Source organism: Mesorhizobium sp. M0491 (genome assembly GCF_040321265.1).
Lineage (GTDB): Bacteria > Pseudomonadota > Alphaproteobacteria > Rhizobiales > Rhizobiaceae > Mesorhizobium.
This window is the reverse complement of record NZ_JAMYRE010000040.1, coordinates 1-14,098: the sequence shown is the minus strand read 5'-3', so window position 1 is coordinate 14,098 and position 14,098 is coordinate 1. Positions and strand designations below refer to the sequence as shown.

Below are 14,098 nucleotides of genomic sequence, written 5' to 3'. Positions count from 1 at the left end.
TCACTTTTCGGAATCGACCAGGCCGCGAACGAACCAGCGTTGCATCAGCACCACGACCAGGATCGGCGGCACGATGGCCAGCATCGCTGTGACCATGACCAGGTTCCATTGCGTATCGGCATCGGCGAAGGAGACCATCTTTCTGAGCGCGATGACGATCGTGTTCATGTTGCTGCTGTTGGTGACGAGCAGCGGCCACAGATACTGCGTCCAGCCATAAATGAAGAGGATGACGAACAGCGCCGCGATGTTTGTCCGCGACAGCGGCAACAGGATATCGAAGAAAAAGCGCCACGGCCCCGCACCGTCGACACGCGCCGCCTCCACCAGCTCACCTGGAATGGTCATGAAAAACTGTCGAAACAGCAATGTGGCGGTGGCCGAGGCGATCAGCGGGATGATCAAGCCGGCATAGGTGTCGATCATGCCGAGATCGACCATCACCTTGTAGGTCGGCAGGATGCGCACCTCAACGGGAAGCATCAGGGTGATGAAGATCAGCCAGAAGAAGACCATCCGCAGCGGAAAACGGAAGAACACGATCGCATAGGCCGACAGGATCGAGATGAAAATCTTCCCCACCGCGATGCCGAGCGCCATGACCGTGGTGTTGAGCAGCAATCGACCGACGCTGACGCCGCCGATGCGACCGACACCGCCGAACAGCGCTTCGGCGTAATTGTTCCAGAACTGATAGCCGGGCAGGAGCGGCAACGGCGGCCTGAGGATCGTTTGCAGCGTCTGCGTCGAGGCAACGAATGTGTAGTAGATCGGGAAGGCGACGATCAGTATGCCGAGGATCAGCACGACGTGGGCGATGACGGTGCGGAGCGGTGACTGGCCGATCATCGCTCGCCCTCAGCCGTAATGGACTTTGCGTTCCACGTAGCGGAACTGGATGGCCGTGAGCGAGATGACGATGACCATCAGGATGACCGACTGCGCCGCCGAGTCACCGAGGATCAGATTGACGAAGCCGTCATTGTAGACCTTGTAGACCAGCGTCTCAGTCGTCTTGCCCGGACCACCCCCGGTGACGGCATGGACGATGCCGAAGGTGTCGAACAGGGCATAGACGGTGTTGACGACCAGCAGGAAGAAGGTCGTCGGCGCAAGCAGCGGGAAGACGATGGTCCAGAATCGCTTGGTCTCGCCGGCGCCGTCCATGGCCGCCGCCTCGATCAAGGCTTTCGGCACCGCCTGCAGGCCGGCGACGAAGAACAGGAAATTGTAGCTGATCTGCTTCCAGGCAGCGGCGGACACCAGCAGGATCATGGCGTGGGTGCCGTTGAGCAGTGGATCCCAGGCGATGCCGAAACTCCTCAGCATGTAGGCCAGCGACCCGATCGACGGGTTGAAGAGGAACAGCCACAACATACCGGCGATCGCCGGCGCCACCGCGTAGGGCCAGATCAAGAGCGTGCGGTAGAGACCTTTGCCGCGCACCACCTTCTCTGCCATGACCGCGAGCAGGAGCGCCACGCACATGGCGACGATAGCGGTCGCAAGGGAAAACACCACCGTGACCTTGATCGAGTTCAGGTAGGCCGGATCGGCAAGCACTTTCCTGAAATTGGCGAACCAGACGAACTTGGTCCTCAGTCCGAACGGGTCCTGCCTGAGCATGGATTGGTAGAACGCCTGACCGGCCGGCCAGTAGAAAAAAACGAGCGTGATGGCCAGTTGCGGCGCCACCAGCAGGTAGGGAAGGATCTTGTTGGGAAACACGACGCGAGGGGTCATGGAGCCACTCCGAGGTGATGAGGCGGGCGGCACGATGCGGCACCCCTCTTCGCCAAGATGGCTTTGAAGAGCGTTTCGGCGTTGGCATCATCGACCATTGGCGAAATCGCAAGGGACGGCAAAACTCCCCTCGCCGAGGGGAGATGCCTGGCAGGACAGATGGGCGCGCCGTAGAGCAAAGGACCTGCGCTCGCTCTAATTCCCCAGCGCTTCCTTGATCGCGGCGTTGCCACGCGTAACCGCATTGTCGAGCGCCTGCTGGGCGGTTTGCTGGCCGGCGAGCATCTTCTCGAACTCCTCGTTCTGGATATCGCGCACCTGCGGCAGGTTCGGCAGACGTACGCCCTTGGAATTGTCGGTCGGTGCCTTACCCGTCATCTGCAGGATCGGGGTCTCGCGACCGACGTTCTTGTCATAGAAACCGGACTTCTTGGTCGCTTCATAAGCCGCCAGCGTCACCGGCAGATAACCCGACTTCTGGTGCAGGTATTCTTGCACCTCGGTCTTCGACAGGTAGGCGAAGAAGGCCGCGACGCCCTTGTATTCCTCGTCGGATTTATCAGCGAAAACCCACAGGCTGGCGCCACCCGGCGTCGTGTTCTGCGGCGCGCCCTTGGCGTCGCTGTCATAGGGCAATTGGCCGATGCCGTAATTCATGCCGGACTTGACGATATCGCCAAGGCCGCCGGAGGATTCGGTCATGATCCCGCATTCGCCAGCGAGGAAGATCTGCTTGGCTTCGGAGGTGCGGCCGCCATATTTGAAGGTGCCGTCCTTGGCGAGGTCTGCGAGCGCTTGGAAATGGTTGACGAAAATCGGCGCATTGATCTTGAGCTCGACATCGCCGCCGGCCAGACCGTTCTGCTGGGTGGCCCATGACACGTCATTCCAGGCCGCGAAATTCTCCAGATGGATCCAGGTCAGCCAGGTCGAGGTGTAGCCGCAGGCGGCTGCGCCGCTCGCCTTGATCTTCTTGGCGTCTTCCCACACCTCATTCCAGGTCTTGGGTGGGCTGTCGACGTCGAGACCAGCCTTCTTGAAGATATCCTTGTTGTAATAAAGGATCGGCGAGGAGGAGTTGTAGGGGAAGGAGAGCATGGTGCCGTCCGGCTTCGAATAATAGCCGACTATGCCTGGCAGATACTGGCTCTTGTCGAAGGTCATTCCAGCGCTGGTCAACACATCGGCTGCCGGCTTGATTGCGCCTTCGGCTGCCATCATCACGCCGGTGCCGACATCGAACACCTGCATGATATCGGGCGCCTGGCCCGCGCGGTAGGCGGCGATGCCGGCATTCAGCGTCTCGGGATACGTGCCTTTGAACACCGGAACGAGTTCATAGTCGCTCTGGCTGGCATTGAAATCTTTGGAGATCTTGTCGACAACTTCGGCATTGGCGCCAGTCATGGCGTGCCACCAACTGATCTGCGTGACAGCAAAAGCGGAGGTTGAGGAAAGCAGCATAAAGGTGGCGGCAACACCGGCCGCGAAGCCGAAGGACTTCATGTTTCATCTCCCGTTTGTCATTGGCGAAAGGGGCACTCCCGCGAAGGCAATATGTGTCGCTCGTGACAATCAGACAACGGTTTTGTTGCAGATCGACGAACTTCACCCTTTACCTCACGCCACCCTCGCCTCCGCTTGGAGACATGGAAAGCCACACGGTTAGCCGGCTTAGCGCGACGACAAGCGCGCCAGGAACTACCATCGGAACTGCCAAGCTGGCTTCGGCGTGTCAGCCCTGATTGCAGCCGCCGCAACCCGAAGAGACACGCCAAGGTTGCAGGCGACTTTATCGATCCCTCAACGGCAACGCGCTACTCAATCCTGCTGCCCTGTTTATTTCCAAAGATCAGGTGAAATAAAATGCTGACGGTCTACAATTGTATCGTCAACGAACACGATCTGAGACTGGTCGCACTTGCCGCGCTGATCTGCGGAATTTCCTGTTTCTCTGCCGTCAACCTGCTTCATCACATAAGCCGCTCCACCGATCGGAACCGGCTTGCCTGGCTGATGATCGCGGCCACTTCGACCGGCTTCGGCATCTGGGCAACGCACTTCATCGCCATGCTCGCATTCACACCGGGCATACCCAGTGCTTACGATCCCGCACTCTCCGTGCTTTCGCTCGCTGCTTCGGTCACTCTGACGGCAGCCGGCATGTGGATCGCCACCTTGCGGAATGAGTTAGATTATCATCTCGTCGGCGGCGCCGTGCTGGGCGGCGGTATCGCGGCCATGCACTACATTGGTATGGCGGCGTTCGAGGTTCAGGGCCGCATCGAGTGGAACCTGTTGCTTGTCGCCGTTTCCCTTCTGGCCGGCGTAACGCTCGCGGCGCTGGCGCTGCGTGTCGTGCAGCGCCGCCCCTCCCTGAAGGCGACATCCGGCGGCGCGGTGCTGCTGACGCTGGCAATCTGCACCCTGCATTTCATCGGCATGGGTGCCGTCTCGATCTTCCCCGATCCCTCGATCGTCATATCCGAATACACGATCGAGCCGACCTCGCAGGCTTTCGCCGCCGCCGCCGCCACATTGGTGATCCTGGTCCTGTCGGCATCGGCGCTGTGGATCGATTTGCGCTTCCGTCGCCAGAAGCTCGAGGTCGACCGCATGCACGGCCTGGCCAATGCCGCCGTGGAGGGGCTGATCGTCTGCGACGGCAACCGCATCATCAGTGCCAATGACAGCATGGCGACATTGACGGGCATCGCAACAGCGACGCTGAACGGAATGCAGCTTGGCGATCTCTTCGGATCCGACATGTCAGGCTTCGGCGAACAGCCGCAGGAGGCCGAATTGAGCGGCCGCGATGGCACGAGCATTCCTGTCGAGTTGATCGCCAGGAGCATCGACTACTGTGGCAAGCCGCACAACGTGGTCGCGGTCCGCGACATTCGCGAGCGCAAGAAGGCGGAACAGGAGATCCTGCGGCTTGCCCATTTCGATCCATTGACCGGACTGGCCAATCGCCGCAGCTTTTCCGGCCGGCTGGAGACGGAAATTGCTGCGATGGGCCGCACCAGAAAAGGCGGCCAGCTTGCGCTTCTGCTGCTCGATCTCGACCGGTTCAAGGAGGTCAACGACCTGTATGGGCATGGCGCCGGGGACGCCATGCTGCAGAAGGTTGCGCATTGCATTACCGGCATCCTTCGCCAGGGACAGATGGTGGCGCGGCTGGGCGGCGACGAATTCGCCATCATCGCGCCGAACCTGACCGACCCGTTGGAGGCCGGCCGTATCGCCGACGCGGTGCTGACCGCCATGCGCGAGGAAAACCGGCTTTCTGTCGGCGGCGGCCTGGTGTCGGCCAGCATCGGCATTGCGCTTTATCCATCGGATGCCGAGAACCAGGCCAGCTTGATAAGCCACGCCGATACGGCACTCTACCGGGCCAAGACCGAAGGCAAGGACACCTATCGCTATTTCGAAGCTTCGATGGGGGCCGAGGCGCGCGACAAGCGCGTGATGGAGCACGAACTGCGCCAGGCGGTTGCGCGCCAGGAGTTCTACCTCGTCTATCAGCCGCAGAAAGAGATCAGCAGCGGAAAGATGGTCGGTTTCGAAGCGCTGGTCCGCTGGCGGCATCCGACGCGCGGCGACGTGTCGCCGAGCATATTCATCCCGGTGGCCGAAGACAGCGGAGCCATTGGCCAGATTGGCGAATGGGTGCTGACGGCTGCCTGCGAGGAAGCCGCCCGCTGGGAAAATCCGCTGACGGTGGCCGTCAACGTTTCGGCGGTGCAGCTCCACAACACGAATTTCAGCCGCAAGGTCCACGAAACCTTGCTGAATTCCGGCCTGGCGCCCGGCAGGCTCGAGCTTGAGATCACCGAGACGGCGCTTGTTAAGGACATGCCGCGGGCACTGGCCACCTTGCGGCAGGTCAAGGCGCTGGGCGTGCGCGTCGCCATGGACGATTTTGGTACAGGCTATTCCTCGCTCTCCAACCTTCGCGCCTTCCCCTTCGACAAGATCAAGATCGATGGCTCCTTCATCAAGTCCGTCGACAAGAACGGCCAGGTCGCGGCGATCGTGCGCGCCGTCCTGGGACTTGGACGCGGTCTCGGCCTGCCGGTTCTGGCGGAAGGTGTCGAGACGCTCGGCGAACTGAAATTCCTGGACGCCGAAGCCTGCGAGATCGGCCAGGGCTATTACATCGGCAGGCCAGCTCTCATCGAGGAATTCGGCGAGCTGACCGGTGTAGTCGCACCCGCTGTCGGCAGCAAACCCGCCACCTTGCGCGACAGAAGCGTTCTGGCCTTCGCACCCGCGCCTGTCCTCAATAGGGCTTAAAAACTCTCGGGCTTGAGTGCCGTCTCGATCAGCCGCCTGGCGTCCGGCCCCGACCATTCGGCCGGGCCGTTCATATGGGCGATCAGGCAGCCTTCGCCGTCGATCAGCATGGTAACGGGAAGGCCTAGCGCCAGGCCGCGCTTCTTGAGGTCGTTGAACAGCTCCATCGTCGAATCCCGGTAATAATCGAGCGTCGTGACGCCGGTATCGCTGAGGAACTTCTTCGGCTTCACATCGTCGCCGGCATCGACATTGACGGCGACCACTTCAAAGGAGTCGCTGCCCTTTTCCTTCTGCAGCGCATCGAGCGCCGGCATTTCGGCACGGCACGGCGCGCACCATGTCGCCCACAGATTGAGCAGCACCGTCTTGCCGGCATGATCGGCAAGCGTCATCGGCTTGCCGTCCGGGCCATTGAAGGCAAGGCTCTTCAGGGATTGTGGCGGATCGGCCGGCAAAAGTGCCGCAACCTCACCGGTGGCCGACGCCGCGATTTTCTTGGCGCGGTCGCTCTTGGCCGCGCAGGCGACATCGTCCTTGCTCTCATCCACGGCAGCTTGTGCCGGTGCATTGTTGCCAGACCGGCTCTCGCTGACATATACCGCGACCGCGCCCGCCAGCGCGCCCGCCACCAAGGCGGCGAGGATCAGGCGCGGGGCCGGGAAGAATCTACTACCGTCTGCCATTTTTTCAAAACTGCTCCGAAGCACGGGTTATAGCCATGAGCGACAAGAAAACCAGCAACCAGATGTGGGGCGGACGTTTTGCCTCGGGTCCGGCCGCGATCATGGAAGCGATCAACGCGTCTATCTCCTTCGACCGCAAACTCTATGCGCAGGACATCAAAGGCTCGATCGCCCACAGCGAGATGCTGGCGCAAACGGGCATTATTTCGGCGGCCGACCAAGAAAAAATTGCTGACGGGCTGAACACGATCCTGAAAGAGATCGAGGCCGGCAGCTTCGAGTTTTCGACACGGCTCGAAGACATCCACATGAACATCGAGGCGCGCCTCGCCGATCTGATCGGCCCGGCGGCCGGCCGGCTGCACACCGCCCGCTCGCGCAATGATCAAGTCGCAGTCGATTTGAGGCTGTGGGTCAAGGATGAGTGCTTTCGCGTCGCCGAGGCGTTGAAAGGGCTGATCGAGGCGCTGCTGGAGCGGGCCGAGGAGCATGCCGCGACCGTGATGCCGGGCTTTACCCATATGCAGGCGGCACAACCGGTGACCTTCGGCCATCACTGCATGGCCTATGTCGAGATGTTTTCGCGCGACCTGTCGCGTGTGCGCGATGCGATCGAGCGGATGGACGAAAGCCCGCTCGGTGCCGCGGCCCTCGCCGGCACCAGCTTCCCGATCGACCGTCACCGGACCGCCAAGGCGCTCGGCTTCCGGGAGCCGATGCGCAATTCGCTCGACAGCGTCTCGGATCGCGATTTCGCGCTTGAGTTCCTCGCTCTTGCCGCGATCTGCGCCACGCATCTGTCACGGCTGGCCGAAGAGATCATCATCTGGTCGACGCCGCAGTTCGGCTTCGTCAGGCTGTCGGACTCGTTTTCCACCGGCTCCTCGATCATGCCGCAGAAGAAGAACCCCGATGCCGCCGAACTGGTGCGCGGCAAGACCGGCCGCGTCACCGGTCATCTGGTCGGCCTGCTAACGGTGATGAAGGGCATGCCTTTGACCTATGGCAAGGATATGCAGGAAGACAAGGAATCGGTGTTCGACGCCGCCGAGACGCTCGACCTGATGCTGGCGGCGATGACCGGCATGGTCTCGGACATGACGGTCAACGCTGCCGCGATGAAGAAGGCCGCCGGCTCCGGCCACGCGACAGCAACCGACCTTGCCGACTGGCTGGTGCGCACGCTCGGCCTGCCGTTCCGCGAAGCGCATCATGTCACCGGCCGGGCGGTGGCGCTGGCCGAAGACAAGAAGGTGGGGCTGGAGAGGCTTTCACTGGAGGATTTGCAGTCGATCAATTCCGGCATCACGGCCGACATATTTTCGGTGCTGGCGGTGCAGAACTCGGTCAAGAGCCGCATCAGTTTCGGCGGCACCGCGCCGTCGGAAGTGAGGAAGCAGATCCGCGCCTGGAAAAAGCGGCTGGCGAAGGCGTAATGCCGGATATTGCGAGCAGTAATATCCCGGATATTTCGACGAGCAATATCTCGGGGTGCAATGCGCCGAGAACTCGGCTAAAAGCGGCGGCTGACAAACGTTTCGGACGGATGGATCGATGACCGGAAGCAGGATTTTGGTGACGCTGACGCTGCTGGTTGCGATCGCGGCCGTTTCGGCCTGCGGCAGGAGGGGCGCTCTCGACACGCCCTATGAGGCGGCCGTGCAGGCGCGCAAGGATGCCTCGAAGGCCCACCAGCCCGTGCCGCCGGAGCCGGAAAAACCGGTCAAGGACAAGAAATTCATCCTCGACCCGCTGATCTAGAGCCGACGAGAGCGGGGCCTTCCAACCCGATCTCATCGAGCCCCAACTTTCCGGAACCACTCTCGTGAACCATTTCGACTACCGCGACGGCGTGCTCCATGCGGAGGACGTGGCGATACCAGATATCGCCGCACAGATCGGCACGCCATTCTACTGCTATTCGACGGCCACCCTGACCAGGCACTACCGGGTGTTTGCCCAGTCCTTTGCCGGGCTCGACGCGCTGGTCTGCTACGCCATGAAGGCCAATTCCAACCAGGCCGTCCTGCGGACGCTGGCCAAGCTCGGCGCCGGCGCCGACGTGGTTTCGGAAGGTGAATTGCGCCGGGCGCTGGCCGCCGGCATTCCGGCCGGCAAGATCCTGTTTTCGGGCGTCGGCAAGACCGCGCGCGAAATGGACTTTGCCCTTGCCGCCGGCATCCTTTGCTTCAACGTCGAGTCCGAGCCTGAACTCGAGCTGTTGTCGGCGCGGGCCACTGCCCTTGGCAAGGTGGCGCCGATCTCGCTGCGCATCAATCCCGACGTCGACGCCAAGACCCACAAGAAGATCTCCACCGGCAAGGCCGAGAACAAGTTCGGCATCCCGTGGCAGCGGGCGCGGCAGGTTTATGCCCGCGCGGCAAAGCTTCCCGGCATCAGGATCACCGGCATCGATACCCATATCGGCAGCCAGATCACCGAGCTGCAGCCCTTCGACGATGCCTTCGCCCTGCTTGTCGATCTCGTCGGCGCGCTACGGGCGGACGGCCATGCCATCGAGCATATCGATGTCGGCGGCGGGCTCGGCATTCCCTACCGCATCGACAACAACCCGCCGCCGCTGCCCGACGCCTATGCCCAGATCGTCAGGAAGCATGTCACCAAGCTCGGGCTAAAGGTGATGTTCGAGCCTGGCCGGCTGATATCAGGCAATGCCGGCATCCTCGTCTCGGAAGTGATCTTCGTGAAGGAAGGCGACGCCAAGAACTTCCTCGTCGTCGACGCCGCAATGAACGATCTCATCCGGCCGACGCTCTACGACGCCTTCCACGACATCCGTCCGGTCGTGCAGCCGCCGGCCGACACGCCGCGCATGATGGTCGACGTGGTCGGCCCGGTCTGCGAGACCGGCGACTATATCGGCCTGGACCGCGATCTGCCCAGGCTGAAGGCCGGCGACCTGATTGCCGTCTCCACCGCCGGCGCCTATGGCGCGGTACAGGCCGGCACCTACAACACGCGTCTGCTGGTTCCGGAAGTGCTGGTCGACGGCGACCGGTTCCACGTCGTGCGCCCACGCCTGACCTATGACGACCTGATCGGGCTGGATTCCATGCCCGACTGGCTTGCATAGAAGCGCCGGAAACACACCTACCCGTCACAGGGAGCAATCATGACGAACGGCATCACCGTCACACGCGAGCGCATTGCCGCAATGGAACCGCGCATCCGCCCCTATATCAGGCTCACGCCAGTGCTGCGCGTCGACATGGCCGACTTCGACCGGCCGCCGCTGGCCGTCGACCTGAAGCTCGAATGCCTGCAGCATTCCGGCTCGTTCAAGGCGCGCGGCGCTTTCACCAATCTCCTGGAGCGGCCGGTTCCCGACGCCGGTGTCGTCGCGGCATCGGGCGGCAACCATGGCGCGGCCGTCGCCTATGCCGCCATGCGGCTGGGCCATAAGGCGACCATCTTCGTTCCCGAGGTGAGCCCGGCGGCCAAGCTGGAACGGATCCGCAGCTACGGCGCCGAGCTGATCGTCGGCGGCGCCCGCTATGCCGAGGCGTTGGCGGCCAGCGAACGTTTCGCCGAGAAAACCGGCGCCTTGCAGATTCATGCCTTCAACCAGGAGGAAACGCTCGTCGGCCAAGGCACGCTCGGGCTCGAAATCGAGAGCGATTTGCCTAAGATCGACACGCTGCTGGTCGCTGTCGGCGGCGGCGGCCTGATCGGCGGCATCGCTGCCTGGTTTGCCGGCCGCATCCGCATCATCGCCGTCGAGCCGGAAGGAGCGCCGACGCTGCATCGCGCCTTCGAGGCCGGACACCCCGTCGACGCACCGGCCGAGGGCATCGCCGCCGATTCGCTGGCGCCAAAGCGCGTCGGCGAAATGATGTTCCCGATCGCCGAGGCCTTTGTCGAACGCTCGATCCTGGTCAGTGACGACGACATCATCGCCGCGCAGAAGGCGCTGTGGAACCGGGCTCGCATCATCTCCGAGCCGGGAGGTGCGGCCGCCTTTGCCGCGGTCCTGTCCGGCCGCTATGCGCCGGCGGCGGGCGAACGGGTCGCCGTACTGGTCTGCGGGGCGAATGCAGACCCCGCTACCTTCTAAAGGGGCCCACCAACTTCTGAAGGGTATGCAGGATGGAACGATAACGGCCACTTCACGTTTTTCCGAACTGCCTCGCCTTTGCCGTGTTTGCTGGTATTCTTTGAGTCGTGAGGCGTCGGGCTATCCTGCCCGCTCCACAGCATGATCCCGAAAAGTGAAATCCCTTTCGGAACAGATCATGCTCATAGGGATAGGGCCGCATCCCGGTTTCCGGGATAGGCTCAAGGAAGGGCCGATGACGCAACGACCCACCTTCAGCAGCAATCGCGGCCTCGCCGGGCGGCTGGCCGTGAGCCGGCTGGCGACGCGGGTCTCGATGATGGTCGAGCGCGGCTGGCCGTTGCTGCTTCCGCTCGTCATCGTCGCCAGCCTGTTCCTCAGCATCTCCTGGCTCGGGCTGTTCTCCCGGCTGCCGGATATGGCGCGCATCGGCCTCGTCGCTGCTTTTGCCATAGCGGCACTGGCCGCGCTCTATCCGCTGCGCTTCTTCCGCCTGCCGGGCGCCGGCGAAATCGACCGCCGCATCGAGGCCGCCAATCAATTGTTGCACAGCCCGGTGCTGGTGCAGACCGACCGGCCCAGCGGCAGGGAAAGCAGCTTCTCGCAGGCGTTGTGGCGTGAACACCAGAAGCGCATGGCCGGAAAGCTCGACAACCTTGGCGCCGACCTGCCGCGCACGCGCGTGCCGGAGCGCGACCCCTGGGGGCTGCGCGCGGTGGCGGCCCTTTTGCTCGTTACCGCCTTCGCCTTCTCCTTCGGACCGACGGGCGGCAGGATCAGCGACGGCTTCAATGCCCATGGGACGCGCGATATCGTGCCTCCGCGCATCGATGCATGGGTGACGCCACCGGCCTATACCGGCAAGCCGCCGATCTTCCTGACCGCCGATGCAAACCAGGCGATCCCGACCTTTACGGTTCCCGAAGGCAGTGACGTTTCGCTGCGCGTGACGGGCGGCTCGGGTGAGGAAACGCTCGGCTATGCCGACAAGAATGGCAACGCCCGCGTCATCGACCCCGCTGCGCCGCAGGCCGCCGCCAAGCCGGCTGCAAGCCCGGCGCCGCCGTCCAAGGTGCGCCAGTTCACCAGCAAGCTGACCGGCGACGGCACGCTGACGCTGACGTCGGGCGAGGACCAGCTCGGCCGCTGGGCCTTCGCGGTCGTATCGGACAAGCCGCCGCAGATCCGCTTCGTCGGCGAGCCCAAGCGCGCCGCCAACGGCGCCTTCGAGCTAAACTACCAGATCGACGACGACTATGGCGCCGCCACCGCCAGGGCGGTGTTCGCGCTCGCCGATCCGCAGGCGCCGAATGCGCGTCCGCTGTACGGTGCACCTGAAATGCCGCTGACGCTGCCGCGCCGCGGCGGCAAGTCGAACGCCGCCAGGACCTCCAAGGACCTGACCGAGCATGTCTGGGCCGGCAGCAGCATCAAGCTGACGCTGGTCGCCACCGACGATGGCGGGCACACCGCATCGAGCCAAACCAAGACGCTGCTGATGCCGGAGCGGCCTTTCGCCAATCCGCTGGCACGCGCCGTGATCGAACAGCGCCGCCTGCTGGCGCTCGACGCCAACGCCAAGCCGCGCGTGCTCGACCTGATGGACGCCATCACGCTGCGGCCGGAAGACACGTTCGACAACATGTCCCACTACCTTGCCATCATGAGCGCCCGCACCCGGCTGAAGATGGCCGAGAGCGACGATCAATTGCGCAGCGAAGTCTCCTATCTCTGGGAAATCGCGCTCGGCATCGAGGAAGGCAATCTTTCGGCCGCCGAAAAACGGCTGCGTCAGGCGCAACAGGCGCTGCAGGACGCCATCAAGAATGGCGCAAGCGACGCTGAAATCGAAAAGGCGATGAAGGAACTGCGCGAGGCGATGAACCAGTTCCTGCAGGAATTCGCGGAGCGCGCCAAGCAGAATCCCAACGCCCCGCAGATGCAGCAGAACGGCCAGGAACTGCGCCAGAGCGACATCGATCGCATGATGGACCAGATCGAAAACCTGGCCAAGTCCGGTGATCGCGACAAGGCCCAGCAACTGCTGTCGCAACTGCAGGACATGATGAACAATCTGCAAGCCGGCCGTCAGCAGCAAGGCGGCCAGCAGGACAGCGAGATGCGCCAACAGATGGACAAGCTGGGCGAGATCCTGCGACGTCAGCAGGAGATGATGAACGACACCTTCCGCATGGATCAGATGCAGCGCGGCGAGCGCCAGCGCGGGCAGAACCGTGACGAGCAGCTCGGCGAAGGCGGCCAGGATGAGGACAGACCCGGCGTCGGCGAAGACCGCGATCCGCTCGCCCGGCAAAAGCCGATGACGCCCCAGGAATTCGCCGATGCGCTGAAACAGCTGCAGCAGGGCCAGGGCCAGTTGCAAAGCGACCTCGAGCAGCTGAAGAAGGGCCTCGAAGGCATGGGTATGGAGCCCAATGAAGGATTTGGCGAGGCCGGCAAGTCCATGGGCAATGCCGAACAGGCACTCGGCGAGGGCGAAGGCGATGCGGCCGTCGGTCATCAGGGCCGGGCGCTGGAAGCGCTGCGCAAGGGCGCCAAGGACATGATGAAGCAGATGCAGGCCGTGCAAGGCGACCAGGGCGGCGGCGAGGAAGGCGGCCGCCAGCAGAACGCCGATCGTGATCCGCTCGGCCGGCCACGCGCCAGCACGGGTCCCGACTTCGGCGATTCGGTGAAGGTGCCCGACGAGATCGACGTGCAGCGTGCCCGCCAGATACTGGAAGCGATCCGCAAGCGGCTCGGCAATGCGCTCAGCCCTGATATCGAACGCAGCTATCTGGAACGGCTGCTCGAGCTGAAATAGAGCAATTCCAGGAAAAGTGTGAAGCGGTTTTCCGTCCGGAATTGCGAAAAAACATAGGATTGCCGCCCGCGTCCGTCCCACCTGAAAAATCCTCTCGCACGGTTGCACCACCATGCCCAGACTTGGCGCCGTCACACCCATCCTGCGCATCTTCGACATTGCCAAGGCGCGTGAATTCTATGTCGGCTTCCTCGGCTTCGAGGTGCAGTGGGAACATCGCTTCGCGGACGACGCGCCGCTTTACATGGCGGTCGGCCGCGACGGCTGCGTTCTGCATCTCAGCGAACATCATGGCGACGGTGCACCCGGCATCGCCCTGCGCATCGAGGTCGAGGACATCACGGCTCTTCATGGCGAACTGATCGGCAAAAACTACCGCTTCGCCCGGCTAGAGCGTTTCATATTTTGACGGAAGCGTAGCCTGCGTTTTCGAAGTAGTTCTTGCATTCGGCTGCCTCGATTGTTTCGACG

At 62.8% G+C, this 14,098-nt stretch carries 11 protein-coding genes; 7 read left to right on the top strand and 4 right to left on the bottom strand.

Going from position 1 to position 14,098, the window contains the following annotated elements; all coding sequences use genetic code 11:
• From ugpE to ugpB, 3 genes are all read right to left on the bottom strand, one after another.
• Positions 1 to 849, bottom strand: a complete 849-nt coding sequence (ugpE, locus tag NKI69_RS32160; RefSeq protein WP_352723320.1) for a sn-glycerol-3-phosphate ABC transporter permease UgpE — start codon at positions 847 to 849, stop codon at positions 1 to 3.
• 9 nt (positions 850 to 858) lie between these two features.
• Positions 859 to 1,743 (bottom strand): sn-glycerol-3-phosphate ABC transporter permease UgpA, encoded by an 885-nt coding sequence (ugpA, locus tag NKI69_RS32155; protein ID WP_023811118.1) that lies wholly within the window; start codon positions 1,741 to 1,743, stop codon positions 859 to 861.
• Between the two features lie 195 nt (positions 1,744 to 1,938).
• Positions 1,939 to 3,249 (bottom strand): sn-glycerol-3-phosphate ABC transporter substrate-binding protein UgpB, encoded by a 1,311-nt coding sequence (gene ugpB, locus NKI69_RS32150; RefSeq protein WP_023811116.1) that lies wholly within the window; start codon positions 3,247 to 3,249, stop codon positions 1,939 to 1,941.
• A 360-nt stretch (positions 3,250 to 3,609) separates the two neighbouring features.
• On the opposite strand from ugpB, the gene NKI69_RS32145 reads away from it, so the two are divergent.
• On the top strand, positions 3,610 to 6,042 hold the full coding sequence (locus tag NKI69_RS32145) for an EAL domain-containing protein (protein WP_352723319.1): 2,433 nt from the start codon (positions 3,610 to 3,612) through the stop codon (positions 6,040 to 6,042).
• Here NKI69_RS32145 and tlpA read toward each other — a convergent pair.
• Entirely contained in the window at positions 6,039 to 6,728 is a 690-nt protein-coding gene (gene tlpA / locus NKI69_RS32140; RefSeq protein ID WP_352723318.1) for a thiol:disulfide interchange protein TlpA, read from the bottom strand. The two genes, NKI69_RS32145 and tlpA, sit on opposite strands and share 4 nt — an antisense overlap.
• 35 nt (positions 6,729 to 6,763) lie before the next feature.
• Between tlpA and argH the strand changes: the two genes are divergently transcribed.
• From argH to NKI69_RS32110, 6 genes are all read left to right on the top strand, one after another.
• Positions 6,764 to 8,164, top strand: a complete 1,401-nt coding sequence (gene argH / locus NKI69_RS32135; protein WP_128304649.1) for an argininosuccinate lyase — start codon at positions 6,764 to 6,766, stop codon at positions 8,162 to 8,164.
• A 118-nt stretch (positions 8,165 to 8,282) separates the two neighbouring features.
• Positions 8,283 to 8,489 (top strand): LPS translocon maturation chaperone LptM, encoded by a 207-nt coding sequence (lptM, locus tag NKI69_RS32130; RefSeq protein ID WP_023811112.1) that lies wholly within the window; start codon positions 8,283 to 8,285, stop codon positions 8,487 to 8,489.
• A gap of 64 nt (positions 8,490 to 8,553) precedes the next feature.
• Positions 8,554 to 9,822, top strand: coding sequence for a diaminopimelate decarboxylase (lysA, locus tag NKI69_RS32125; RefSeq protein WP_128304650.1), 1,269 nt, complete (start codon positions 8,554 to 8,556; stop codon positions 9,820 to 9,822).
• A 39-nt stretch (positions 9,823 to 9,861) separates the two neighbouring features.
• Positions 9,862 to 10,803, top strand: a complete 942-nt coding sequence (locus NKI69_RS32120) for a threonine/serine dehydratase (protein WP_128304651.1) — start codon at positions 9,862 to 9,864, stop codon at positions 10,801 to 10,803.
• A gap of 235 nt (positions 10,804 to 11,038) precedes the next feature.
• Positions 11,039 to 13,627 (top strand): TIGR02302 family protein, encoded by a 2,589-nt coding sequence (locus NKI69_RS32115; RefSeq protein WP_352723317.1) that lies wholly within the window; start codon positions 11,039 to 11,041, stop codon positions 13,625 to 13,627.
• A gap of 112 nt (positions 13,628 to 13,739) precedes the next feature.
• A complete protein-coding gene (locus NKI69_RS32110; RefSeq protein WP_352723315.1) occupies positions 13,740 to 14,036 on the top strand; it encodes a glyoxalase superfamily protein in 297 nt (98 codons plus the stop codon).
• Positions 14,037 to 14,098 lie beyond the last annotated feature (62 nt).